Source organism: Vibrio sp. V12_P9A6T4 (assembly GCF_963874835.1).
GTDB classification, from domain to species: Bacteria; Pseudomonadota; Gammaproteobacteria; order Enterobacterales; family Vibrionaceae; genus Vibrio; species Vibrio anguillarum.
Genome location: NZ_CAWNJO010000049.1, coordinates 100,537 through 123,850 on the forward strand (window position 1 = coordinate 100,537; position 23,314 = coordinate 123,850).

Here is a 23,314-nt window from a genome sequence, read left to right on the forward strand (position 1 = left end):
CGGCAATTTAACGAACCAGTAATTTAACGCATCAGCGTTGAGGTTACTTTTTCTTCTTCGCTTTTGCGTTTGGCAGATCAGTAATCGTGCCTTCAAATACTTCCGCAGCAAGGCCTACCGATTCATGTAACGTTGGGTGAGCATGAATCGTCAAAGCGATATCTTCTGCATCACAACCCATCTCGATAGCCAAACCGATTTCACCAAGCAGTTCGCCGCCGTTAGTACCGACGATAGCGCCACCAATCACGCGGTGAGTCTCTTTATCAAAGATAAGCTTAGTCATACCGTCAGCACAATCAGAAGCGATAGCACGGCCAGAAGCTGCCCATGGGAATGTCGCGACTTCGTAGTTAATGCCTTCTGCTTTGGCTTCTTTTTCAGTTTTACCAACCCAAGCCACTTCTGGCTCAGTGTACGCAATTGAAGGGATAACTTTAGGATCGAAGTAGTGCTTCTTACCAGAAATTACTTCTGCCGCTACGTGGCCTTCATGCACACCTTTGTGCGCCAACATTGGTTGACCAACGATATCACCGATCGCGAAGATATGAGGAACGTTAGTACGCATTTGCTTATCAACATTGATAAAGCCGCGCTCATCCACTTCAATACCTGCTTTTTCAGCATCCATCAGCTTACCGTTTGGTACGCGGCCGATAGCAACAAGAACGGCATCATAACGCTCAGCTTGCGCTGGTGCTTTTTTGCCTTCCATTGAAACGTAGATACCATCTTCTTTTGCTTCAACAGCGGTTACTTTGGTCTCAAGCATCAGGTTAAATTTATCTTTGATACGTTTGGTGTAGACTTTAACCATGTCTTTATCCGCCGCTGGGATAAGTTGGTCAAACATCTCAACCACATCAATCTTAGAACCTAGCGAGTGGTAAACCGTCGCCATTTCTAGACCGATGATACCACCACCCATGATCAACAGTTTTCCAGGAACTTCTTTCAGTTCAAGTGCATCCGTTGAATCCCAAATGCGTGGGTCTTCATGAGGAATGAATGGCAGTTTAATTGGACGAGAGCCAGCTGCAACGATGGCGTTATCAAAGTTAACCACGGTTTTGCCGTCTTCACCTTCAACTTCAATGGCGTTAGGGCCAGTAAATTTGCCGAAACCGTTCACGACCGTCACTTTGCGCATCTTCGCCATGCCGCCAAGACCGCCCGTTAACTGGTTGATAACTTTTTCTTTCCAAAGGCGGATTTTATCGATATCCGTTTGTGGTTCACCAAACACAATACCGTGCTGGGCCAATGCTTTCGCTTCTTCGATAACTTTTGCAACGTGCAGCAACGCTTTTGATGGGATACAACCCACGTTCAAACACACACCGCCAAGGGTGCTGTAGCGTTCAACAAGTACTGTTTCAAGACCTAAGTCTGCACAGCGGAATGCAGCGGAGTAACCAGCAGGACCGGCACCAAGTACGACGACTTGGGCTTTGATTTCTTTGCTCATTTTGACCTCTTGTAGTCATTATCCCTAACAGGCTGAGTGGATGTTCTCGTTGTTTTTAGTGTTTAATCCAATGAATTAAACCCATGACTGAGCCAATTACTTAAAACAAATGAATTAAAACGAATTATTTTCAGACCGCAACAGTTTACAGAGATGTTAATGGTGTGAAAAGTAAATCCATTTAGCCTGTGAGCTAGACGACAATTCGATTAAGAAAAAACCCTTCATAATCCAATTGTTCAATTATTCGTGTTAACAAGGGCGGCTTTAACGGCCGCCCTCTCTTTCACTAAACTTGGCTTACAGAACCAGACGACGAATGTCTGATAACGCGCCATTTAGGAATGTGATGAAACGTGCACCTTCCGCACCATCAATCACACGGTGATCGTATGACAATGATAGTGGCAGTTGTAGGCGTGGTTCGAACTCTTTACCGTTCCACACTGGCTTAAACTCAGACTTAGATACCCCAAGGATACCGACTTCTGGCGCGTTAACGATCGGCGTAAACGCTGTACCGCCGATGCCACCTAAGCTAGAGATAGTGAAACAGCCACCTTGCATGTCTGCAGCGGTCAGTTTACCTGCACGGGCTTTCTTCGATACTTCAGCCAGCTCTCTTGATAGCTCATAAATGCCTTTTTTGTTCACATCTTTGAAGACAGGAACAACAAGACCATTTGGCGTATCAACAGCAATGCCCACGTTCACGTACTTCTTCAGAATCAAGCTTTCGCCATCTTCAGAAAGTGAAGAGTTAAACGATGGGAATGCTTCTAGTGCTTTCGCTACCGCTTTCATGATGAACACCAGTGGGGTGATCTTCATGCCAGTGTCGTTCTTCGCTTCAATCGCATTTTGCTCTTTACGGAAGTTCTCAAGCTCGGTGATATCCGCATTATCCCATTGGGTAACGTGTGGGATCATCACCCAGTTACGATGCAAGTTAGCACCAGAGATCTTCTTAATACGTGAAAGCGGTTTTACTTCTGTGTCACCAAACTTGCTGAAGTCCACTTTTGGCCAAGGTAGCAAGCCAAGCGCGGCGCCATCACCTTTACCAGAAGCCACTGCGGCAGAACCCGATTCAAGACGCTTCAGCGCTTCTTTCACGTAGTTTTGCACGTCTTCTTTTAGGATGCGGCTCTTACGGCCAGAACCTTTGACTTTCGCTAGGTTAACACCAAATTCACGCGCAATACGGCGCACAACAGGTGATGCGTGAGAGTACTCATTGTTCTCTTCAAACTCGGCAGGTGCTGCCACCGCTGATTTTACCGCTTCCGCTTTTGGCGCTGATGCTGCTGGAGCCGCTGCTTGCGCAGGGGCCGCTACGGCAACGGGCGCTGCACCGGCAACTTCAAACACCATGATAAGAGAGCCTGTTGACACTTTATCGCCAGCTGCAACTTTGATCTCTTTCACAACACCAGCAAACGGCGCAGGAACTTCCATTGATGCTTTATCGCCTTCAACGGTGATAAGAGACTGCTCTTCACTCACGGTATCGCCAACCGCCACCATGATTTCCGTCACTTCGACTTCATCACCACCGATATCCGGTACGTGGATCTCTTTTGCTGCCGAAGCGGCTGGTGCTGCAGCTACAGGTGCTGCCACTTGAGCAGAGGCTGCCGCCGGAGCAGAACCCGCCACTTCAAAGATCATCACCAGTGAGCCTGTCGATACTTTATCGCCCGCGGCCACTTTGATCTCTTTCAGTACACCAGCAAATGGAGCAGGTACTTCCATTGAGGCTTTGTCACCTTCAACCGTCAGTAGAGATTGCTCTTCTGCGATTGAATCGCCGACTGCGACCATGATTTCAGTGACTTCCACTTCATCACCGCCGATATCTGGCACGTGAACTTCTTTAAGTTCAGCGACAGCCGCGGCAGCAGGAGCCGCAACCGGTGCAGCTTCCACTGCTGGCGCTGCGACCACAGCGCCTTCTGCTTCAAAAATCATGATAAGTGAACCGGTCGATACTTTATCGCCAGCGACTACTTTGATTTCTTTTACAATACCCGCTTGAGAAGCTGGTACTTCCATAGAAGCCTTATCACCTTCTACAGTAATAAGAGATTGCTCTTCTTCAACCTTGTCGCCAACGCTGACAAGAATCTCAGTAACTTCAACCTCATCCGCACCAATATCCGGTACATTAATTTCGATTGCCATTATTCTTTCCTACCTTAATTAAGCGTATAGCGGGTTTGTTTTTTCAGTATCGATGTTGAATTTCTTAATCGCTTCAACCACAACTGATTTCTCAACATCACCACGTTTCGCTAGTTCGCTTAGCGCGGCAACCACCACGTAACCTGCGTTCACTTCGAAGTGACGACGTAGGTTTTCACGGCTATCAGAACGACCAAAACCATCAGTACCTAGTACTTTGTATGATTCAGCCGGGATAAACGCACGCGCTTGCTCAGCGTAGTTCTTCATGTAGTCAGTTGCTGCGATGGCAGGCTCGCTACCCATTACCGTTTGAATGTAAGGTACTTGCGGCTGCGCTTCAGGGTGAAGCATGTTGTAACGCTCACATGCTTGGCCATCACGAGTAACTTCATTGAATGATGTTACTGAGTAAACATCTGAAGCCACGCCGTACTCATCACTTAAGATTTGAGCCGCTTTGCGTACTTCGTTCATGATCGTACCTGAGCTCATTAACTGAACTTTACCTTTAGAGCCAGTCGTTCCTTGTGGAGCGTAGCTTTCTAATTTGTAGATACCTTTACGAATACCTTCTTCAGCGCCTTGTGGCATTTCAGGCATTGCGTAGTTCTCGTTCATCAGCGTTAGGTAGTAGAACACGTTCTCTTGATCGCCATACATGCGGCGAATACCGTCTTGCATGATGACTGCAACTTCGTAAGCAAATGTTGGATCGTAAGAAAGACAGTTAGGGACCGTTGCCGCCAATATGTGCGAGTGACCATCTTCGTGCTGTAGACCTTCACCGTTCAGCGTCGTACGACCACCGGTAGCGCCCAATAGGAAACCACGTGCTTGTTGGTCACCTGCCATCCATGCCATGTCGCCAACGCGTTGGAAACCAAACATAGAGTAGTAGATGTAGAACGGAATCATTGGCAGATCGTTTGTCGAGTATGAAGTTGCAGCAGCAACCCATGAAGACATAGCACCCAGCTCGTTGATCCCTTCTTGCAGTACCTGACCTGAAGTCGCTTCTTTATAGTAAGAAACGATGTCGCGGTCTTGAGGAGTGTAGTTCTGACCGTGTGGGTTATAGATACCGATTTGACGGAACAGACCTTCCATACCGAAAGTACGTGCTTCATCTGCAATGATTGGCACAATATTTTTACCAATGCTCTTATCTTTGAGCAAAATGTTCAACGCACGGACAAATGCCATTGTGGTTGAGATTTCACGTTTTTGCTCTTCAAGCAGAGGCTTGAACTCTTCAACCGCTGGAATCACAAGTTCTTGAGTGAACTTAGGCAAGCGTTGAGGTGTGTAACCTTTTAGCGCTTTACGGCGAGCGTGTAAGTATTCGTGCTCTTTCGAGCCTTCTGCCAATGTTAGGTATGGCAACTCTTTCACAGCTTCATCTGTTAGAAGATCTTGTAGACCAAGACGATCACGCAGTTGCAGCACGTGAGTCATGTCCATTTTCTTCACTTGGTGAGCGATGTTCTTACCTTCTGCCGCTTCACCCATGCCGTAACCTTTAACGGTCTTCGCCAGAATCACGGTTGGCTTGCCTTTCGTGTCTTGAGCATTAGTAAAGGCTGCGTACAGTTTAGAAGACTCGTGACCACCACGCTTAAGCGCGAAAATTTGATCGTCAGTCATGTCAGCAACAAGCGCCGCTGTTTCTGGGTATTTACCAAAGAAGTGTTTACGCACGTAAGCACCATCTTTCGCTTTAAATGTTTGGTAGTCACCATCGATGGTTTCGTTCATCAACTGAAGCAGCTTACCTGTGCTGTCTTTCGCCAGTAGAGAATCCCAGTTGTTACCCCAAATCACTTTAACAACGTTCCAACCTGCGCCTTTAAATAGGCCTTCAAGTTCTTGGATGATCTTACCGTTACCCATGACCGGGCCGTCTAGACGTTGCAAGTTACAGTTGATAAGGAAACATAGGTTATCAAGCTTCTCACGAGCGGCGAATGAAATCGCACCGCGTGATTCTGGCTCATCCATCTCGCCATCACCTAGGAACGCGTATACACGCTGTTCAGAAGTGTCTTTCATACCACGGCCATCAAGATATTTGAGGAAACGCGCTTGATAGATTGCAGAAATTGGCCCCAGACCCATAGATACGGTCGGGAATTGCCAGAATTCAGGCATCAATTTCGGGTGTGGGTAGGAAGGAATACCTTTGCCATCCACTTCTTGGCGGAAGTTGTCAAGTTGCTCAGCCGTTAGGCGGCCTTCAACGAACGCACGTGCGTAGATCCCTGGAGAGATGTGACCTTGATAATAAACCAAGTCACCGCCATCTTTTTCATTAGGCGCACGGAAGAAGTGGTTAAAACATGTTTCGTAGAACGAAGCAGAAGACTGGAATGACGCCATGTGGCCGCCAAGATCGAGGTCTTTTTTCGATGCACGTAGAACGATCATAATCGCGTTCCAACGGATGATTGAGCGAATGCGACGCTCAAGCGTTGTGTCACCTGGGTATGCTGGTTCTTGCGCAGCTGGAATGGTGTTGATGTAGTTCGTGGTAATACCGGTTGGCATATCAACACCGTCTAGACGTGCTTTATCTAGAATTTGCTCAAGTAAGAACTGAGCGCGTTCTACACCTTCTTCACGTACAACTGACTCAAGGGCGGCTAGCCATTCCTGAGTTTCCAGTGCATCTACGTCATGCTTCATGTCAGACATGGCGATCTATCCTTCTATTGGTTGGATCTATAAAACAAGCAATTCGCCGTAGGTTACGACTCATTACCCTGCTGAATTCGGCGCAACGAACGCTCACGACGAGACTCTTCTTTGGTCAAATCCAGCAATGTTTCTTCGATATAAGCTAAGTGAGAATGGGACATTTCGCGCGCCTTTTCCGGCTGACCAGAAACGATCGCATCCACGATATTAGCTCGGTGTCTACTTACTTTCTCCACCACTTCATGGCGGCGGTGTAATAGTTTTAAATTCTGTAGAACATTTTGCTCAAGCAAAGGAGCGAGGCTGCGAACAATATGCAAAAGCACCACGTTGTGGGCCGCTTCAGTGAGAGCGACTAAAAACGCGACCACCGCAGACGCCTCTGCTTCGACCTCTTTTTTCGCTTGTTGTTCACCAATTCTCGCCAAACAGGCTTGAATGCGAGCAAAATCTTCCTCAGTACCACGCAATGCTGCGAAATAAGCTGAAATACCTTCCATCGCGTGGCGCGATTCCAATAGATCGAGCTGGGTTTCAGAGTGGCTAGACAATAAATTTAGCAGAGGATCAGAAAAACTCTGCCAAATGTTCTCACTGACAAACGTACCTCCACCTTGACGGCGGGTTAATAAACGCTTGGCTTCGAGGCGTTGAATGGCTTCACGAATGGATGGACGAGACACCTCGAACTGTTTTGCCAGTTCTCGTTCTGGAGGCAATTGTTGCCCCGGAGAGAGTGTTCCTTCCACTATCAGCCTTTCTAACTCCTGTTCAATTACATCAGAGAGTTTTGGCTGACGAATCCTTTGATAAGCCATAATTTATTATTCTTCTACTCTTTGCAGTCAATTGGTAATACCAATTTCAAGTTGGTGCAGAAATTAACATAATTAAAACGTAGCTGTCCAGCCAAAAGTTGACCTAAATCATAGAACAGCCCACGCCTAAACACTTTGATAACAATAGTCGATTAAAACAGCAATATTATTGGTCAGACCAATTACAAAATGAATACAGATGGGGAAATGATGGGCTAGAAATGGGGAAACATTCTTTGGCTCCTCCCCCTTCTAGGGGGAGGCTGGGAGGGGGTAATTCGAAAAATACAAAATCAATCAAAAGAGACACCCCACCCTAACCCTCCCCTAATAAGGGGAGGGAATGTAAGAGCAAACATTCGTTGAGATCTCCTTTCTAGGGGAGGGAAGGTTATGTCACGCATCGAAAGAAGAGAAATATCAAGCCGTTACTTCGCTTCGAGGTGATCAATCATCAATTGCAATGACTGATTGCCGCGAAACTCATTAATATCAAGCTTATACGCAAGACGCACCGTTTTCACCGACGCATCTGGCCAGCGTCTTAAATCGACATTAAAAGCGATACCATCGATCATAATATTGGTTGGGTGGCCTTTGAATAACGGCTCAAGCATCAGTTTCAAATGCTTTTCTCCCACCAGCTTTTGGTGCAATAGTTTGAACTCACCGTCAAAGAGAGGTTCAGGAAACGCCTGCCCCCATGGGCCGCCGGAACGCAAGGTTTCAGCGGTGTGCATCGAGAACTCTTCAGGTGTTAACTCCCCGTCGGATAAAATCACGCCCTTGAGCGCGCTTTCATCTAACTCGCGACGTACGGCTTGATCAAACAGCTCAGCAAAACGCTCAAACTCTTTTTCGGCAATAGTTAAACCTGCCGCCATCGCGTGACCACCAAATTTGACGATTAAACCGGGGTTTTGTGTATCAATGCGATCCAGCACATCGCGCATGTGTAACCCAGCAACAGAGCGGCATGACCCTTTGATACTGCCATCGCCACCATCGGCAAACGCAATCACAGGGCGATGGTATTTATCTTTAATACGTGAGGCTAAAATACCAATCACACCTTGGTGCCAATCGCGCTGAAACAGTACTAAGCCGTGTGGCAATTCGCTATTTTCACTCAGTTGCAGGCGCTCACAAAAAGCCAGCGCCTCTTGCTTCATCCCCTCTTCAATCTCTTTGCGAGTTTGGTTAAGGCCATCCAGCTCACTAGCCATTCTACGCGCAGCGTGAATGTCATTGCACATTAGCAGCTCAACGCCAAATGACATATCATCCAAGCGCCCTGCCGCATTGATGCGTGGCCCTAACGCAAAGCCAAAATCCGAGGCAACTAAACGCCTCGCGTCACGTTTAGCAACCTCAATCAAAGCTTGAATACCCGGCCTTGCATGCCCGGCGCGAATGCGTTGCAAACCTTGATACACTAAAATGCGGTTGTTTTCATCGAGCGGCACAACATCAGCGACAGTACCCAGTGCGACTAAGTCAATCAGCTCCATCAACTTGGGTTCACTCATACCTTGTCGAGTAAACCAGCCGTTTTTTCGCATATGCACGCACAGCGCCATCATCAAATAGAAAGCCACCCCTACGCCAGCTAATGCCTTCGAGGGAAACGGGCAGTTAGCCAAATTGGGATTCACCATCGCATCAACCTCTGGCAACTCGTGTCCCGGTAAATGGTGATCGGTCACCAAGACGGTCAGCCCTTGCTGCTTGGCATAACGCACCCCGTCGATAGAGGAGACGCCGTTATCGACCGTCATGATCATCTGCGCGCCAAGCTCAATCGCTTGATCGACCACTTCAGGGCTTAAGCCATAACCATCTTCAAAACGGTTAGGCACGAGATAGTCCACATTGTGCGATCCCAACATTCGCAACGCCAAAACAGATAAAGCGCAACTGGTTGCGCCATCAGCATCAAAATCCCCGACGACTATGATGCGCTGCTGCTGCTCGATGGCGTGAAAAAGTAGTTGTACCGCTTGCTCTATACCACCTAATTGTTGGTAGGAATGCAGTGCTTTCGCGGCCTTGTCGAGTTGTTCAAGGTTTGTGATACCACGGTTGATATAGATACGTTTAAGCAGTGTAGGAATCGTGTCAGGGAGTTGCGAAAGATCGGGGGCTGGTCTTTGTTTTATTTCAATCATAAATCAGCGGGCTCAAGAACACTCAAGCCCGACTCCTAAAGTTATTGAATCTGCTGAAGGCGTTGCAACAATTGCTCTGGTGGTAAATAACCGCCAACCATTTCGCCATTCGGTAGGAAAATCGCAGGCGTGCCGTTGATGCCTAACTCACGCCCGAGCTGATAGTGCTTGGTAATCAACTGCTTAGCCTGTTGAATGTTCTGTCCTGCTTCTGGCAACTTATGATTGGTTTTGGCCTCATTCATCGCTGCCATTTTATCATCTGCATTCCAGATAGCGGCCATTTGATCAGCTACCTGCCCCGTAACGCCTTGACGCGGGTAAGCCATATAGCGCACGGTGATCCCTAGGTCGTTATACCCTTTCATTTGACTATGCAAACGAGTGCAATAACCACAGGTAATATCAGTAAAAACAGTCACCACGTATTTTTCGTTGGCGGCTTTGTATTCGATCATACTCGATTCAAACTGCGCGATCTTCGCCGCATTAACGGGCGCTTGGCGTTTGGCTAACACATCGACATAACCACCATTCTTATCTAATTCATACAAGGTTCCGGCGATAAAATGGCTCGCGTCAGGCGCAGAAAACAGCACGCCACCGGAAGTTTGCACTTCAATCACTCCCGGAATATCAGAGGCTTGAACACTCAGTACTTCCAATCCGAGTTTAGAAAAACGTTGTTCAAAAACCGTTTTATCAAGCGCAGCCGCTTGCACAGCCGTTGACGTCACTTGCTCTGTGGTTTCGGCGTTACACGCCACAGCAAAAAGTGGAAATGTAAGAAGAGTCAGTTGGCGTAATACGCTCATTAAATTCACCTTTTCAAGCCCTTGGATGGTGCTCGCTATGTAATTGTTTAAGTCGCTCAGTCGCAACATGAGTATAAATTTGCGTGGTCGATAAGTCACTATGACCGAGCAGCATTTGCACTACACGCAAATCGGCACCGTAATTGAGTAGATGCGTGGCAAAAGCATGCCTTAATACGTGTGGAGAGAGTTTTTCCACATCGATTTGTGCGATCACTGCGTAGTGTTTAATTCGGTGCCAAAAGGTTTGACGAGTCATCTGCCTTGCTCGTCGGCTGGGGAAAACCACATCCGACGTTTGTTCGCCCAGCAAAGTAGACCGCCCTTGTTCAAGAAAAGTTTCAATCCAATCAACGGCATTTTCGCCCATCGGTACAAGACGCTCTTTGCCACCTTTACCAATCACTCTTACTACGCCTTGACGTAAACTGATATTTTCCATGGTCAGTGAAACCAATTCGGTCACCCGTAGCCCTGTTGCATACAAGAGTTCCAACATCGCTCTGTCACGTAATTCTAGAGGATTATTGGTATCGGGAGCATTCAATAGATCTTCCACTTGCTGCTCGGATAAATCTTTAGGCAGACGCTGCGGCAATTTAGGGCTAATTAAGAGCGCGCTCGGATCATCGCCGCGGAGCTTCTCACGGTGAAGATATTGAAATAAACGACGAATCGCCGACAACATACGTGCCCGCGAGGTTTGCTTATAGTCTTGATCCGCGAGCCACGCTTGGTACTGCTGCAAACCAGTGACACTAATAAAGTCAAGGCGATAATTATTGTGCTGCATCCATTGCAACAATTTCGTCAGATCATTGCGATACGATGAGAGCGTGTTTTCAGCTAAACCACGCTCCATCCACATCGCATCTAAAAACTGTTCCACAACCCCTTGATCAGGAGAAATATATTCAGACACATCAAACCTCTGTGGTGAAAATCGAGTTGCTCAGGTTATGTGAGCCACTGGTTTAATACCATAAAAAAACATCATCGGCAGGATAATCGCTGCAAAGCGCGTCATTTTATGGTTAGAATTCACTATTCTTGATTTAAAACGAACACAAAATTATGAAGATCGGTCTTTTTTACGGCTCAACAACTTGTTATACCGAAATGGCAGCAGAGAAGATCCGTGCGCTCATCGGTGAGGATTTGGTGGAGATTCACAATGTGAAAGAAACGCCACTCTCTTTGATGAGCAACTATGATCTTTTAATACTGGGCATCTCAACTTGGGACTTTGGCGAAATCCAAGAAGATTGGAGCGCAATATGGGATCAAATCGGTGGCGTGTCGCTAAACGGCAAGTACGTCGCATTATTCGGCTTAGGCGATCAAGAAGGTTATGGCGAATGGTACCTCGATGCGATGGGGATGCTGCATGATGAGCTAAAACAAATTGGTGCTCAATTGATTGGCTACTGGCCCAACCAAGGCTACCATTTTGAAGCGTCAAAAGCCCTAACGAAAGATGGCCGCCACTTTGTTGGTCTGGCACTCGATGAAGATTCGCAATACGAGCAAAGCGACGAACGCATTCAATGCTGGGTTGAGCAAATTTTAGTGGAATATCACGATTCGATTTAATTCGTTGTTCGCTATTTGTTGTTAGTCATTTGTTGCCAACAAGGCTCGATAGCACCGCCAATCAAATACCAAACCGGGGTCAGTTTTGCGTAATGGCGCAATGTATTGGTGCCCGGTGATGCGTTGATTGGTGATGAGCGGATAACGCCGCTGCAATGCACACGTCAAAGTCGCTAAGGCTTGATATTGCGCAGGTGTATAAGCCGTCTCATCGCTCCCTTCCAATTCAATCCCTATCGAATAATCATTACATTTTGCACGGCCAGCGAAGCTTGACTGGCCAGCATGCCAAGCTCTGGCATTAAATGGCACAAATTGCACTACTTCTCCCTCTCGCCGAATGAGGCAGTGAGCCGAGACGCGCATCTGGTGGATGGTTTGAAAAAAAGGGTGTTGATTCGGGTCAAGCGTGCCAGTGAAAAACTGCTCAATATATGGGCCGCCGAACCGGCCCGGAGGCAAGCTGATATTATGTACCACCAGCAATGAAATATCTTGCGCATCGCTTCGCTGATCATAAAACGGCGATGGCACTCGACGTGCGCTTTGATACCAACCCTTTTTATCGATCATCAGTTGACCCCTTACACTCAAACAAAAATGAACCTTAGCCAGAGGAAATGCGAGATTAGTGGCTGAATTTGAGTAAAACTCAGCGTATCATTCTCACTCTGTTCAACACCATATTAGATTTGCGATGAAAAATACACACAACAGCCAACAACGCCTTGATTATCTGAAACAGCAACTCCCATTGGAAATTACTCGTGCCGTTAGCGATGCACTCAGAGAAGATCTCGGTGGCAGCTTGGATGCGACTGCTGATATCACCGCAAACCTTATTCCAGCGGATGCGCGCAATACTGCGACTCTCATCACCCGTGAACATGGCGTACTTTGTGGCCAAGCATGGGCAGAGGAAGTCTTCAAACAACTTGGTGGTGAAGTGAAAATTGACTGGCATGTCCAAGATGGTGATCAAGTTAAGCCAAACCAAGTTTTGTGCACTCTTGAAGGTCCAGCTCGCGCGCTGCTGACTGGTGAACGCAATGCGATGAACTTCATTCAAACCTTGTCAGGTTGCGCCAGCATTACTGCTCAGTATGCCAAACAGCTAGAAGGCACCGAATGCCGACTACTTGATACACGCAAAACTATCCCTGGCCTGCGCAGCGCACTGAAATATGCTGTCGCGTGTGGCGGCGGCTTTAACCATCGTATTGGCGTGTTTGATGCTTATTTAATTAAAGAAAATCATATCATTGCTTGTGGCGGTATTACCCAAGCCATCAGCACCGCTAAACAGCTCAACCCCGGTAAACCCGTCGAAGTCGAAACCGAAAGCTTGCAAGAGTTAGAAGAGGCGATTCAAGCGGGCGCTGACATCATTATGCTGGATAATTTTAGCATTGAGATGATGCACGAAGCGGTAGCAATTAACGCAGGCCGCGCGGCTTTAGAAAATTCTGGTAACGTCACATTAGAAACCATTGGCGATTACGCGCGAACCGGTGTCGATTACATCTCAGTCGGCGCGCTGACTAAGCACATTAAAGCACTCGATCTCTCAATGCGCTTTCAGTAATTAATTACATCAATTATTGGAATAAAGATCAAAAATTTCAAATAGTTAAGGAAGCCGGACGAGCTTCCTTTTTTATTGCTTGCGTATCAAAATCAAGACGGCATTTTTAAGTCAGTCGTATTTCAGTGATTGATATATGCAACTAAACAGGTAAAAAATCCAAATCGCTCGCGCACTGCTCTTTATCTCATTCCCACCAACCCACAAGCTTCTTATGCTCTGCCCATCCTTATGCGTTCAAACGGAGCAAATCAAATAATGAACACAAATAAGAAAACGAAACAAAGTGGTTTTACCTTAATTGAATTGATGATTGTGGTGGCAATTATTGGCGTACTCTCTGCGATTGCCGTTCCTGCTTATCAAAATTATGTAGCTAAAAGTGAAGCGGCTACTGCATTAGGAAGTTTGAGAGCGCTGGTTACTCCAGCAGAATTAAAACTCCAGCAAGATGGAGCACTTACTGGTACCGTTACCGATTTAGGCGGTTCAGCCTCACATGCGCTAGGCTCTATTACTACAACTGGTAGCGGTGTAAGCGCTGCTGTATTGACTTTTACCTTTAACAAAGGTTCTCTCACTGGTGATACTATTACTTTGACTAAAACCACTTCAGGTTGGGAATGTAATGATGGTACTGCGGTTTTAGACAACTGCAACTAATGCTAACCAACCTACCTGCGATTCTGCGTCAGGCCCAGATATTGAGCCCGACGCAAGAACACGCAGTTATTGAACATATCAAAGCGTCTGGTGCGAGTGTGCCAGAAGCTTTGCTCGCTTTGGATTTTTTCCATCCTCATGATCTGACTGAGCAGTTAAGTACCCTTTTTGGCCTACCGGACACCGACTTAACCCGCTACGACTACCCGCAGCTCTGCCAACAGCTTGGTTTGCGTGATCTCATCACCCGTTACCAAGCACTGCCGATTGCCCATAATGGCCAAACCCTGACCATCGCGGTTTCCGACCCGACCCATTTACAAGTGGAAGATGATTTTCGCTTTGCGACAGGCTTACAAGTCGAACTGGTTTTAGCCGACTACAAAGCGCTGCAAGCAGCCATCCGGCGCTTGTATGGCCGAACAATTCAAGGATCCTCTTCTTCAGGGAAAGAGATCAGCCAAGATGAACTGGCGAACTTAGTTAAGCTCTCTGATGATGAGATTCAATCGATTGAAGACCTCAGCCAAGATGACGCCCCAGTCAGTCGCTTTATTAACCAAATCCTGCTTGATGCGGTGCGAAAAGGCGCATCCGATATCCATTTCGAACCGTACGAAGCGCTTTACCGAGTACGATTGCGCTGTGATGGTATTTTGGTGGAAACGCAGCGTCCCTCAAGCAACTTAAGTCGCCGGCTTGCCGCGCGGCTTAAAATTTTATCCAAACTCGATATTGCCGAGCGGCGCTTACCACAAGATGGACGAATTAAACTGCGGTTGAATCAAGACACCGCCATCGATATGCGCGTTTCCAGCCTCCCTACTTTATGGGGTGAAAAAATCGTACTGCGCCTACTTGATAGCAGTGCTGCTAACTTAGATATCGACAAGTTGGGTTATAACGACCAGCAAAAACAACTCTACTTAGCTGCGCTGAAAAAACCACAAGGGATGATTTTAATGACGGGCCCGACGGGTAGCGGAAAAACCGTCTCGCTCTATACGGGGCTACGCACTTTAAATACTGCTGAAGTGAACATTTCCACCGCTGAAGATCCGGTTGAAATTAACTTATCCGGTATCAACCAAGTTCAAGTGCAGCCAAAAATTGGCTTTGGCTTTGCGCAAGCATTACGCTCCTTCTTACGGCAAGATCCCGACATTGTAATGGTTGGCGAAATCCGCGATTTAGAAACTGCCGAAATCGCCGTGAAAGCGGCACAAACCGGGCATTTAGTTCTTTCTACCTTGCATACTAACTCCGCCGCCGAAACGGTAATTCGCTTGAGTAATATGGGAATTGAAGCGTTTAACTTAGCCTCTTCACTCAGTTTAATTATTGCCCAGCGTTTAGCTCGTCGCCTTTGTCGGCACTGCAAAATTGCCGTCGTGCCCTCAATGCAGTTGCAGCAACATTTTCAGCTGCTAGCGACAGAAACCATTTATGAAGCGAACCCGCATGGTTGCAACGAATGCACAGGGGGCTATTCAGGTCGAGTCGGCATTTATGAAGTGATGGCGTTTAACCCACAGCTGGCCGAAGCGATTATGCAAAAAGCAAGCATTCATCAAATAAAACAGATCGCGAAAGCCAACGGAATGCAGACACTACAAGAATCAGGCATTGAAAAGCTCAAAAACGGCGTAACCAGCTTCAAAGAGCTGCAACGCGTGCTCTATTTCTAACGCTTTGATCCCTCTTAGCTAGCCATTGAGTGACTCTATTGTATGAACACAAAAATCAAATCAGAACTCAAAAATTATCGTTGGAAAGGCATCAATAGTTCGGGCAAAAAAGTATCTGGCCAAACTCTCGCTTTAACCGAACTGGAAGTGCGTGACAAACTTAAAGAACAGCACATTCAAATCAAAAAAATCAAAAAAGGGGGCGTCTCTTTTATCACCCGCTTGACTCATCGCGTGAAGGCCAGAGACATCACCATTCTGACACGCCAATTGGCGACCATGCTGACCACGGGCGTGCCCATCGTGCAAGCCTTAAAACTGGTCGGAGATAACCATCGCAAAGCCGAAATGAAATCCATTTTGTCGCAAGTCACCAAAGGGGTTGAAGCCGGAACGCCAATTTCCAAAGCGATGCGTACCGCCAGCACCCATTTCGATACCTTGTATGTTGATCTCATTCACACAGGCGAACAGTCAGGTAACTTGGCTGAAGTGTTTGAGCGGCTAGCGACTTATCGAGAAAAAAGTGAACAACTGCGCGCTAAAGTCATTAAAGCACTCATCTACCCAACCATGGTGGTGTTGGTCGCGTTAGGTGTTTCTTACTTAATGCTTACTATGGTGATCCCTGAGTTTGAAAGCATGTTCAAAGGATTCGGAGCCGAATTACCTTGGTTTACACAGCAAGTATTGAAACTCTCTCATTGGGTGCAAAGTTACAGTTTGTGGGTACTCATCATCATAATCCTCACCACAATTGCCGTGAAAGCAGTACGCCAAAAATCTTTTTTAATACGCTTAAAAACCAGCCGATTAGGATTAAAGTTTCCCATTCTTGGCGGGGTGATAGGCAAAGCCTCTATTGCTAAATTCAGTCGCACACTCGCCACCAGTTTTAGTGCAGGCATTCCGATTTTAGCCAGCTTAAAAACCACCGCCAAAACCGCTGGCAATGTCCATTTTGAGACGGCGATTAATGAGGTCTATCGTGATACGGCAGCTGGCATGCCAATGTATATTGCGATGCGTAATACCGAAGCCTTTCCCGAAATGGTGCTGCAAATGGTGATGATTGGTGAAGAATCAGGCCGATTGGATGACATGCTCAATAAAGTCGCCACCATTTACGAATTTGAAGTCGATAATACCGTCGATAACTTAGGCAAAATTCTCGAACCATTGATCATTGTCTTTTTGGGTACGGTGGTCGGCGGTTTAGTGGTGGCAATGTACTTGCCCATCTTTAACTTAATGAGTGTATTAGGATAGTATTAGCACTGCTAATCTTTTAATTATCGAGTCTGTGCATGGAAGTTTTTATTTATTACCCTTGGCTCTTTCCACTTTTTGCAGCGTTGTTTGGCTTAATCGTGGGGAGTTTTCTCAATGTGGTCATTTATCGTCTACCCAAAATCATGGAGCGAGAATGGCGACAAGAGTGCGCTGACTGCTTTCCCGAATATCACATTGCGCCACCGGAAGGGCAACTCACGCTCAGTGTCCCTCGTTCTAGCTGCCCACACTGTGATACGCCAATCCGTATTATTGACAATATTCCGCTACTCAGTTGGCTCTTTTTAAAAGGGAAATGTTCCCGCTGCCAAGGCCCGATCAGTGCACGCTATCCTTTGATTGAACTGCTCACCGCCAGTATGAGCTTTGTCGTGGCTAGCCACTTCGGTTTTAGTTATTTTTCACTAGCGCTATTGTTTTTCACTTTTGTGCTCATCGCGGCGACGTTTATCGATTTCGATACCATGCTGTTACCCGACAAGCTGACACTGCCACTACTGTGGGCGGGCCTCAGCTTATCATTGATGCACATTAGCCCTGTCAATTTGCAAGATGCGGTGATCGGCGCCATTGCTGGCTATCTAAGCTTATGGTCGGTCTATTGGCTGTTTAAACTCGTCACAGGCAAAGAAGGAATGGGTTATGGCGATTTCAAACTGCTGGCTGCTCTCGGCGCTTGGTTGGGCTGGCAATATCTGCCCATCATCATCCTCATGTCATCTGTGGTTGGCATTATCTTGGGCCTAATTCAATTGCGCTTGCAAAAAAAAGGGATCGACAAAGCCTTTCCTTTTGGCCCCTATCTCGCCATTGCTGGCTGGCTAACCTTGTTGTGGGGTAACGATATTATGAGTTGGTATTTAGGTTCAATTATGGGGTTATCGTCATGGGGTTAGTGGTGGGTTTAACCGGCGGGATTGCCAGCGGAAAAAGCACCGTTGCTCATTTATTTCAGCAGCATTTCTCGATTGATGTCGTGGATGCTGACATCATCGCTCGAGAAGTCGTCGAACCAGGTAGTGAAGGATTAACGGCGATTTGCGCGCACTTTGGCCTCACCATATTAAAGCCCGATGGACAATTAGATCGCACCGCGTTAAGAGAAAAGATCTTTGCTGATGAGCAAGAAAAGGCTTGGCTTAATCAGCTTCTTCACCCAATGATCCGTGCAAAAATGATTGCTGATTTAGCAAAAACCACCTCGCCTTATGCTTTATTGGTTGTGCCATTATTGATAGAAAATAACCTACAAACCTTAGTCGATCGCATCTTAGTGGTTGATGTTGATCTAAAAACCCAAATCGCTCGCACTATGGCAAGAGACAAGGTATCAGAGCAACAAGTCCGTTCGATCTTAGCCGCTCAAGCGAGCCGTGAGCAAAGATTGCAATACGCTGACGATGTGATTAAAAATAGCGCAGAAAACCAAAAACTTTTGCCTCAAATCACAGAATTACACAAAAAGTATCTAGCCATATGCAGCCTAAGTCTGTAAGAATAACCCAGACCGGACCTAAGGCTAGCTAGATGACCACGCATAAGTTTGAACACCCACTGAACGAAAAAACTCGTATCTATTTAAGAGTCGAAGCGCTGCTTAACCAGTTGATGCATTCCGCTCAGTTTCGTGACGGTATTCAACACCAACTCTTCTTTCGTTCATTGTTTGATTTACTCGAAATCTTCGAACAGATCCAACTCAAAAGCGAGTTGGCTAAAGATATTGAAAAACAGCGTTTGAACTACCGTAGCTGGCTCAATGTGGATGGTGTTGATCAAGAAATGTTGCTATCGCTCCTTGAAGAGATCGACGAGGTCCATCGTAATTTAATGAGCGCTGAACGCTTTGGTCAATCACTCAAAGAAGATCGTTTCTTAAGCACGATTCGCCAACGTTTTAATTTACCGGGCGGGTCGTGCTGTTTTGACCTGCCAGCCCTGCACTACTGGCTACACATTCCGATAGAAAAGAAGACCCAAGATGCGCACCAATGGATGGAAACGCTGCGACCGTTATCAGATGCGTTGCAACTTTGGTTGAAGTTAACCCGCGAAACGGGCCATTTTAAAGCACGCCTAGCACGATTAGGTTTTTATCAAAGCGATGCAGAAGACGCTAATATATTGCGCTTGTCGATCCCACTTGAGTATGGGGTATACCCCATGATCTCTGGACATAAAAATCGCTTCGCGATTAAGTTTATCGAATTCCAATCAGGCCAAGCAACAGGGCGCGATATCGAGTTTGATCTCGCCGTCTGCTGTTAATCAATTCCGCTTCAATTCCCGACTGACTCTTACTTTCCATTGCGTTAGGTAATACACTTACGCCTATCCATCGTTACTTGAAGTCCGTTATGTCAAAGAAAATTACCATTGTAAAATGCCCGCAGTGCAAAGCCGATGTCGAATGGGGAGAACAGAGCCCTTATCGTCCTTTTTGTTCCAAACAGTGTCAGATGATCGATTTTGGCGAGTGGGCCGATGAGGAAAAAAGTATTCCCGGTGCACCGGATATGTCAGACAGTGATGGTTGGTCAGAAGATCAATATTAGCGTACATATAAAAACAGGGGTCGATTACTCGACCCCTGTTTATTACTATGAGAACGCTAGTTTATAGCATTACTTCTTAGCAAGTTTCTCTTTGATACGAGCTGACTTACCAGAACGCTCACGTAGGTAGTACAGTTTGGCACGACGTACTGCACCGCGGCGTTTAACTTCAATGCTATCAACCACTGGAGAGTGAGTTTGGAACGTACGCTCAACACCTTCACCGTTAGAGATCTTACGAACAGTGAATGCAGAGTGTAGGCCACGGTTACGGATTGCGATTACAACGCCTTCAAAAGCCTGTAGACGCTCACGATCACCTTCTTTTACCTTAACTTGAACAACAACAGTGTCACCTGGTGCGAATTTAGGTAGGCCTTGTTTCATTTGCTCTTCTTCAAGAGCCTTGATGATGTTACTCATTTTAAAAATTCCTAGAATAAACTGATACTAAATTAAATAGGTTACTGATGTATTTGAGTTTCTTTAATGAACTCAACCAGTAATAGTTCCTGTTCGTCAGTCAGAGCTAGGTTTTCCAGGAGCTCTGGCCTTCTATGCCAAGTTCGGCCCAACGACTGTTTCAGTCGCCAGCGACGAATATCCTCGTGATTACCGGATTTCAGTACCGCAGGTACTTCTTTTCCATCTAACACTTCAGGACGCGTATAGTGCGGGCAATCTAGCAAGCCATTGGCAAAAGAATCCTCTTCTGCTGATGCGAAATCTCCTAATACTCCCGGAACAAACCGAGAGACAGAATCAATCAACGTCATGGCTGGCAGTTCGCCGCCTGTCATCACAAAATCACCAATCGACCATTCTTCGTCAACTTCTGATTGGATGATACGCTCATCTACCCCTTCATAGCGTCCACAAATAAGAACTAGGTTCTCATTCGTCGCAAGCTCTTCGACTCCTTTTTGGTCGAGTTTTCGACCTTGAGGAGAAAGGTAAATGACTTTCGTCTTTCCCGGTGCGGCTTGTTTTGCTGCATGAATGGCATCGCGCAAAGGCTGAACCATCATGAGCATTCCAGGACCACCACCGTAAGGTCTGTCATCGACGGTGCGATGTTTGTCATGAGTGAAATCTCGAGGATTCCAAGCTTCAATAGACAGCAAACCTTTTTTAACCGCTTGACCTGTTACTCCAAAATCAGTAACAGAACGGAACATTTCAGGAAATAGGCTTATAACGCCAACCCACATGTGTTCTCTCGCTCTGAAATTTTGGAGTTAGAATGCCGGATCCCAGTCAACTTCGATCCGTCGAGCTTCGCGATCAACATTCTTGATCACTTGCTCTTCAAGGTACGGTACCAACCGTTCCTTTTGGCCAAAAGCATCTTTCAAATTCGCTTTCACAACCAGAACATCGTTGGAGCCAGTTTCTAATAGGTCAGTGACCTCACCAAGGTTATACCCCTTAGTGGTAATAACTTGCATACCGAACAATTCACGCCAGTAGAATTCATCTGCTGACAATTCTGGTAATGATGCGGGATCAATAGCAATTTCAAAGTTGGTGAGTAGATGTGCGTCTTCTCGAACATCTAAACCTTCAAGTTTTACCACCATACTCTTACCATGGCGCTTCCAACTCTCTACTTTGTACTCGATCCACTGGCCTTTTTGGTTAATAAACCAAGGGCTGTAATCAAAAATACTTTCAGCTTCGTCTGTGTAGGAAAAAACTTTGAGCCAGCCACGAATGCCATAGGTAGCACCAAACTTGCCCATAACAATCTTTTCGTTTTCTTTGCTCATTGTTTCTTTACCTTTCATCGACATAAGCTAATGTTCTTCTATAAAAGTAAGAATTAAGCCGCTTTTTGAGCGTCTTTTACTAGCTTAGCTACGCGATCAGATAGAGATGCGCCTTGACCAACCCAATGGTTAACGCGATCTAGATCAACACGTAGGCCTTCTTCTTGGCCAGTAGCCGTAGGATTAAAGAAACCTACTTTCTCGATGAAACGGCCAGTTACTGCGTTACGGCTATCCGCAACTACGATTTGATAAAATGGACGCTTTTTAGCGCCGTGACGTGCCAAACGAATGGTTACCATGTCGTCCTCTTTGCTTTCTCAATAATAAAATTAACCCCAAAAACCATTTACGAAAAACAGTCTGGGGTCTCGTGCCAAAATAAAGCCTCGGAATTTTACTCTTATTCCGAGGCTTTGCAAGGGGTTTAGCTATTTTTTCACCAGCAGAAGCATTATGCTTTTGCAGTGATGGACATCACGCTTTAGTAAATTTTAAGCATCGCAATGAGTTAGGTTAACGACCAAAGAAACCGCCGCCGCCCATGCCACCCATTCCGCCCATCATGCCTTGCATATTACGCATCATGCCTTTCATGCCCCCTTTCTGCATTTTTTTCATCATTTTCTGCATTTGGGTGAACTGTTTCAGTAAGCGGTTAACATCTTGTACTTGGGTGCCAGAACCTGTCGCGATACGTTTTTTACGTGAACCTTTTATCATGTCTGGGTGCTGACGCTCGTGCATGGTCATCGAACAGATGATCGCTTCCATCTGCTTGAACATCTTATCATCGACCTTATCTTTCACGTTGGCAGGTAGGTTTGCCATGCCAGGCAGTTTATCGAGCATGCCCATCATGCCGCCCATATTCTGCATTTGCCCGAGCTGTTCGCGGAAATCTTCTAAATCAAATCCTTTCTTTTCCTTGAATTTTTTAGCTAGGCGTTCTGCTTGCTCGTGATCAACATTACGTTGTAGATCTTCAATTAATGAGAGAACATCGCCCATTCCCAATATGCGTGATGCAATACGATCAGGATGGAAAGGCTCGAGCGCGTCAGTTTTTTCACCGACCCCTAAGAATTTAATCGGTTTACCGGTGATATGACGAACGGAAAGTGCGGCACCACCTCGAGCATCACCATCAACTTTGGTTAAGATAACCCCCGTTAACGGCAGCGCATCACCAAAGGCTTTTGCGGTGTTCGCGGCATCTTGCCCCGTCATGGCATCCACAACGAACAATGTTTCAATCGGATTAATCGCCGCATGCAGATCTTGGATCTCTGCCATCATCAGTTCATCAATAGCAAGACGGCCTGCTGTGTCGACAATCAGCACATCGAAGAATTTCTTCTTCGCATGGTCAATGGCCGCATTGGCGATATCAATCGGTTTTTGGTCGGCTGAAGAAGGAAAAAATTCAACGTCCAGATCGTTAGCTAGCGTTTCAAGCTGTTTTATCGCCGCTGGGCGATAAACGTCAGCCGAAACCACCAGTACTTTCTTTTTATCGCGTTCTTTAAGCAGCTTAGCAAGCTTACCAACACTGGTGGTTTTACCCGCGCCTTGTAAACCCGCCATTAAAATCACTGCTGGCGGCTGGGCGGCAAGGTTCAGCGCTTCGTTTGATTCGCCCATTACCGCTTCAAGCTGCGCTTGAACAATCTTGATGAACTCTTGTCCCGGTGTCAGCGATTTAGACACCTCAACACCCACGGCGCCCTCTTTAACGCGCGCGACAAAATCACGCACTACAGGCAGTGCAACGTCCGCTTCAAGCAGCGCCATGCGCACTTCGCGTAGGGTTTCTTTAATATTGTCTTCGGTGAGACGGCCTTTGCCGCTGATATTTTTCAGCGTCTTGGATAGTCGATCCGTTAAATTTTCAAACATCGTTGTCTCTTCGCTAGTTCGGCGATTAATTGGGGTCAGTATACCTTAGCCAATCTAATAGTCATACCCATTGACGCTTCGCGATAAGCGACTTAAACCCGTAAACGTAACATTGG

Annotated in this window: 22 protein-coding genes; 9 read left to right on the top strand and 13 right to left on the bottom strand. The window is 46.5% G+C overall.

Annotated elements, in window-relative coordinates; all coding sequences use genetic code 11:
• Positions 1-43: 43 nt before the first annotated feature.
• The 7 genes from lpdA to xerD form a co-directional block, all read right to left on the bottom strand.
• Complete coding sequence (gene lpdA, locus AACQ42_RS07630; RefSeq protein WP_013857673.1) at positions 44-1,471, bottom strand: dihydrolipoyl dehydrogenase; 1,428 nt, start codon at positions 1,469-1,471, stop codon at positions 44-46.
• Between the two features lie 300 nt (positions 1,472-1,771).
• On the bottom strand, positions 1,772-3,655 hold the full coding sequence (gene aceF, locus AACQ42_RS07635) for a pyruvate dehydrogenase complex dihydrolipoyllysine-residue acetyltransferase (protein WP_094165879.1): 1,884 nt from the start codon (positions 3,653-3,655) through the stop codon (positions 1,772-1,774).
• Positions 3,656-3,673: 18 nt separating this feature from the next.
• On the bottom strand, positions 3,674-6,349 hold the full coding sequence (gene aceE / locus AACQ42_RS07640; protein ID WP_094165880.1) for a pyruvate dehydrogenase (acetyl-transferring), homodimeric type: 2,676 nt from the start codon (positions 6,347-6,349) through the stop codon (positions 3,674-3,676).
• A 53-nt stretch (positions 6,350-6,402) separates the two neighbouring features.
• Positions 6,403-7,170, bottom strand: a complete 768-nt coding sequence (gene pdhR, locus AACQ42_RS07645; protein ID WP_013857676.1) for a pyruvate dehydrogenase complex transcriptional repressor PdhR — start codon at positions 7,168-7,170, stop codon at positions 6,403-6,405.
• A 428-nt stretch (positions 7,171-7,598) separates the two neighbouring features.
• A complete protein-coding gene (gene recJ / locus AACQ42_RS07650) occupies positions 7,599-9,338 on the bottom strand; it encodes a single-stranded-DNA-specific exonuclease RecJ (RefSeq protein WP_094150049.1) in 1,740 nt (579 codons plus the stop codon).
• Positions 9,339-9,379: 41 nt separating this feature from the next.
• Positions 9,380-10,153: a thioredoxin fold domain-containing protein gene (locus tag AACQ42_RS07655; protein ID WP_094165881.1), complete on the bottom strand. Its 774-nt coding sequence runs from the start codon at positions 10,151-10,153 to the stop codon at positions 9,380-9,382.
• Positions 10,154-10,166: 13 nt separating this feature from the next.
• On the bottom strand, positions 10,167-11,075 hold the full coding sequence (gene xerD, locus AACQ42_RS07660; RefSeq protein ID WP_013857679.1) for a site-specific tyrosine recombinase XerD: 909 nt from the start codon (positions 11,073-11,075) through the stop codon (positions 10,167-10,169).
• 152 nt (positions 11,076-11,227) lie between these two features.
• Here xerD and fldB point away from each other — a divergent pair, with 152 nt between their 5' ends.
• Positions 11,228-11,746: a flavodoxin FldB gene (gene fldB, locus AACQ42_RS07665; RefSeq protein ID WP_013857680.1), complete on the top strand. Its 519-nt coding sequence runs from the start codon at positions 11,228-11,230 to the stop codon at positions 11,744-11,746.
• Positions 11,747-11,767: 21 nt separating this feature from the next.
• On the opposite strand, the gene ampD is transcribed toward fldB, so the two are convergent.
• Positions 11,768-12,340, bottom strand: a complete 573-nt coding sequence (gene ampD, locus AACQ42_RS07670) for a 1,6-anhydro-N-acetylmuramyl-L-alanine amidase AmpD (RefSeq protein ID WP_094165882.1) — start codon at positions 12,338-12,340, stop codon at positions 11,768-11,770.
• Positions 12,341-12,443: 103 nt separating this feature from the next.
• Here ampD and nadC point away from each other — a divergent pair, with 103 nt between their 5' ends.
• The 8 genes from nadC (at position 12,444) to yacG (ending at position 19,530) form a co-directional block, all read left to right on the top strand.
• Positions 12,444-13,331, top strand: a complete 888-nt coding sequence (gene nadC / locus AACQ42_RS07675) for a carboxylating nicotinate-nucleotide diphosphorylase (protein WP_094165883.1) — start codon at positions 12,444-12,446, stop codon at positions 13,329-13,331.
• A 258-nt stretch (positions 13,332-13,589) separates the two neighbouring features.
• On the top strand, positions 13,590-13,994 hold the full coding sequence (locus AACQ42_RS07680; RefSeq protein ID WP_176429689.1) for a pilin: 405 nt from the start codon (positions 13,590-13,592) through the stop codon (positions 13,992-13,994).
• Complete coding sequence (pilB, locus tag AACQ42_RS07685; RefSeq protein ID WP_094165885.1) at positions 13,994-15,682, top strand: type IV-A pilus assembly ATPase PilB; 1,689 nt, start codon at positions 13,994-13,996, stop codon at positions 15,680-15,682. Before AACQ42_RS07680 ends, pilB begins: the two co-directional genes overlap by 1 nt.
• A gap of 42 nt (positions 15,683-15,724) precedes the next feature.
• Complete coding sequence (locus tag AACQ42_RS07690) at positions 15,725-16,951, top strand: type II secretion system F family protein (RefSeq protein ID WP_047688859.1); 1,227 nt, start codon at positions 15,725-15,727, stop codon at positions 16,949-16,951.
• Between the two features lie 38 nt (positions 16,952-16,989).
• Complete coding sequence (locus AACQ42_RS07695; RefSeq protein WP_094165886.1) at positions 16,990-17,871, top strand: prepilin peptidase; 882 nt, start codon at positions 16,990-16,992, stop codon at positions 17,869-17,871.
• Positions 17,862-18,470 carry a dephospho-CoA kinase gene (gene coaE / locus AACQ42_RS07700; RefSeq protein ID WP_013857688.1) on the top strand — a complete coding sequence of 203 codons (609 nt, stop codon included), beginning with the start codon at positions 17,862-17,864 and terminating at the stop codon, positions 18,468-18,470. The genes AACQ42_RS07695 and coaE overlap by 10 nt, the downstream gene beginning before the upstream one ends.
• Positions 18,471-18,502: 32 nt before the next feature.
• Positions 18,503-19,243, top strand: coding sequence for a cell division protein ZapD (gene zapD / locus AACQ42_RS07705; RefSeq protein WP_013857689.1), 741 nt, complete (start codon positions 18,503-18,505; stop codon positions 19,241-19,243).
• An 89-nt stretch (positions 19,244-19,332) separates the two neighbouring features.
• Entirely contained in the window at positions 19,333-19,530 is a 198-nt protein-coding gene (gene yacG / locus AACQ42_RS07710; RefSeq protein WP_010319526.1) for a DNA gyrase inhibitor YacG, read from the top strand.
• Positions 19,531-19,599: 69 nt separating this feature from the next.
• Here yacG and rplS read toward each other — a convergent pair whose 3' ends face one another.
• The 5 genes from rplS to ffh all read right to left on the bottom strand — a co-directional run bounded on the left by rplS (position 19,600) and on the right by ffh (position 23,198).
• Positions 19,600-19,953, bottom strand: a complete 354-nt coding sequence (gene rplS / locus AACQ42_RS07715) for a 50S ribosomal protein L19 (RefSeq protein ID WP_010319525.1) — start codon at positions 19,951-19,953, stop codon at positions 19,600-19,602.
• A gap of 41 nt (positions 19,954-19,994) precedes the next feature.
• Positions 19,995-20,741, bottom strand: coding sequence for a tRNA (guanosine(37)-N1)-methyltransferase TrmD (gene trmD, locus AACQ42_RS07720; RefSeq protein ID WP_010319524.1), 747 nt, complete (start codon positions 20,739-20,741; stop codon positions 19,995-19,997).
• Between the two features lie 27 nt (positions 20,742-20,768).
• Entirely contained in the window at positions 20,769-21,323 is a 555-nt protein-coding gene (gene rimM, locus AACQ42_RS07725) for a ribosome maturation factor RimM (RefSeq protein ID WP_013857691.1), read from the bottom strand.
• Between the two features lie 29 nt (positions 21,324-21,352).
• The gene (gene rpsP / locus AACQ42_RS07730) at positions 21,353-21,601 is read right to left on the bottom strand and encodes a 30S ribosomal protein S16 (RefSeq protein ID WP_010319522.1); all 249 of its coding nucleotides are present in this window, start codon (positions 21,599-21,601) and stop codon (positions 21,353-21,355) included.
• Positions 21,602-21,815: 214 nt separating this feature from the next.
• Entirely contained in the window at positions 21,816-23,198 is a 1,383-nt protein-coding gene (gene ffh, locus AACQ42_RS07735; RefSeq protein WP_019281904.1) for a signal recognition particle protein, read from the bottom strand.
• Positions 23,199-23,314 lie beyond the last annotated feature (116 nt).

Bases quoted from the DNA above. Each gene is read 5' to 3' on its own strand.
- lpdA (WP_013857673.1), bottom strand. From the start codon at position 1,471: ATGAGCAAAGAAATCAAAGCCCAAGTCGTCGTACTTGGTGCCGGTCCT.
- aceF (WP_094165879.1), bottom strand. From the start codon at position 3,655: ATGGCAATCGAAATTAATGTACCGGATATTGGTGCGGATGAGGTTGAA.
- aceE (WP_094165880.1), bottom strand. From the start codon at position 6,349: ATGTCTGACATGAAGCATGACGTAGATGCACTGGAAACTCAGGAATGG.
- pdhR (WP_013857676.1), bottom strand. From the start codon at position 7,170: ATGGCTTATCAAAGGATTCGTCAGCCAAAACTCTCTGATGTAATTGAA.
- recJ (WP_094150049.1), bottom strand. From the start codon at position 9,338: ATGATTGAAATAAAACAAAGACCAGCCCCCGATCTTTCGCAACTCCCT.
- AACQ42_RS07655 (WP_094165881.1), bottom strand. From the start codon at position 10,153: ATGAGCGTATTACGCCAACTGACTCTTCTTACATTTCCACTTTTTGCT.
- fldB (WP_013857680.1), top strand. From the start codon at position 11,228: ATGAAGATCGGTCTTTTTTACGGCTCAACAACTTGTTATACCGAAATG.
- nadC (WP_094165883.1), top strand. From the start codon at position 12,444: ATGAAAAATACACACAACAGCCAACAACGCCTTGATTATCTGAAACAG.
- AACQ42_RS07680 (WP_176429689.1), top strand. From the start codon at position 13,590: ATGAACACAAATAAGAAAACGAAACAAAGTGGTTTTACCTTAATTGAA.
- pilB (WP_094165885.1), top strand. From the start codon at position 13,994: ATGCTAACCAACCTACCTGCGATTCTGCGTCAGGCCCAGATATTGAGC.
- AACQ42_RS07690 (WP_047688859.1), top strand. From the start codon at position 15,725: ATGAACACAAAAATCAAATCAGAACTCAAAAATTATCGTTGGAAAGGC.
- AACQ42_RS07695 (WP_094165886.1), top strand. From the start codon at position 16,990: ATGGAAGTTTTTATTTATTACCCTTGGCTCTTTCCACTTTTTGCAGCG.
- coaE (WP_013857688.1), top strand. From the start codon at position 17,862: ATGGGGTTAGTGGTGGGTTTAACCGGCGGGATTGCCAGCGGAAAAAGC.
- zapD (WP_013857689.1), top strand. From the start codon at position 18,503: ATGACCACGCATAAGTTTGAACACCCACTGAACGAAAAAACTCGTATC.
- yacG (WP_010319526.1), top strand. From the start codon at position 19,333: ATGTCAAAGAAAATTACCATTGTAAAATGCCCGCAGTGCAAAGCCGAT.
- rplS (WP_010319525.1), bottom strand. From the start codon at position 19,953: ATGAGTAACATCATCAAGGCTCTTGAAGAAGAGCAAATGAAACAAGGC.
- trmD (WP_010319524.1), bottom strand. From the start codon at position 20,741: ATGTGGGTTGGCGTTATAAGCCTATTTCCTGAAATGTTCCGTTCTGTT.
- rimM (WP_013857691.1), bottom strand. From the start codon at position 21,323: ATGTCGATGAAAGGTAAAGAAACAATGAGCAAAGAAAACGAAAAGATT.
- rpsP (WP_010319522.1), bottom strand. From the start codon at position 21,601: ATGGTAACCATTCGTTTGGCACGTCACGGCGCTAAAAAGCGTCCATTT.
- ffh (WP_019281904.1), bottom strand. From the start codon at position 23,198: ATGTTTGAAAATTTAACGGATCGACTATCCAAGACGCTGAAAAATATC.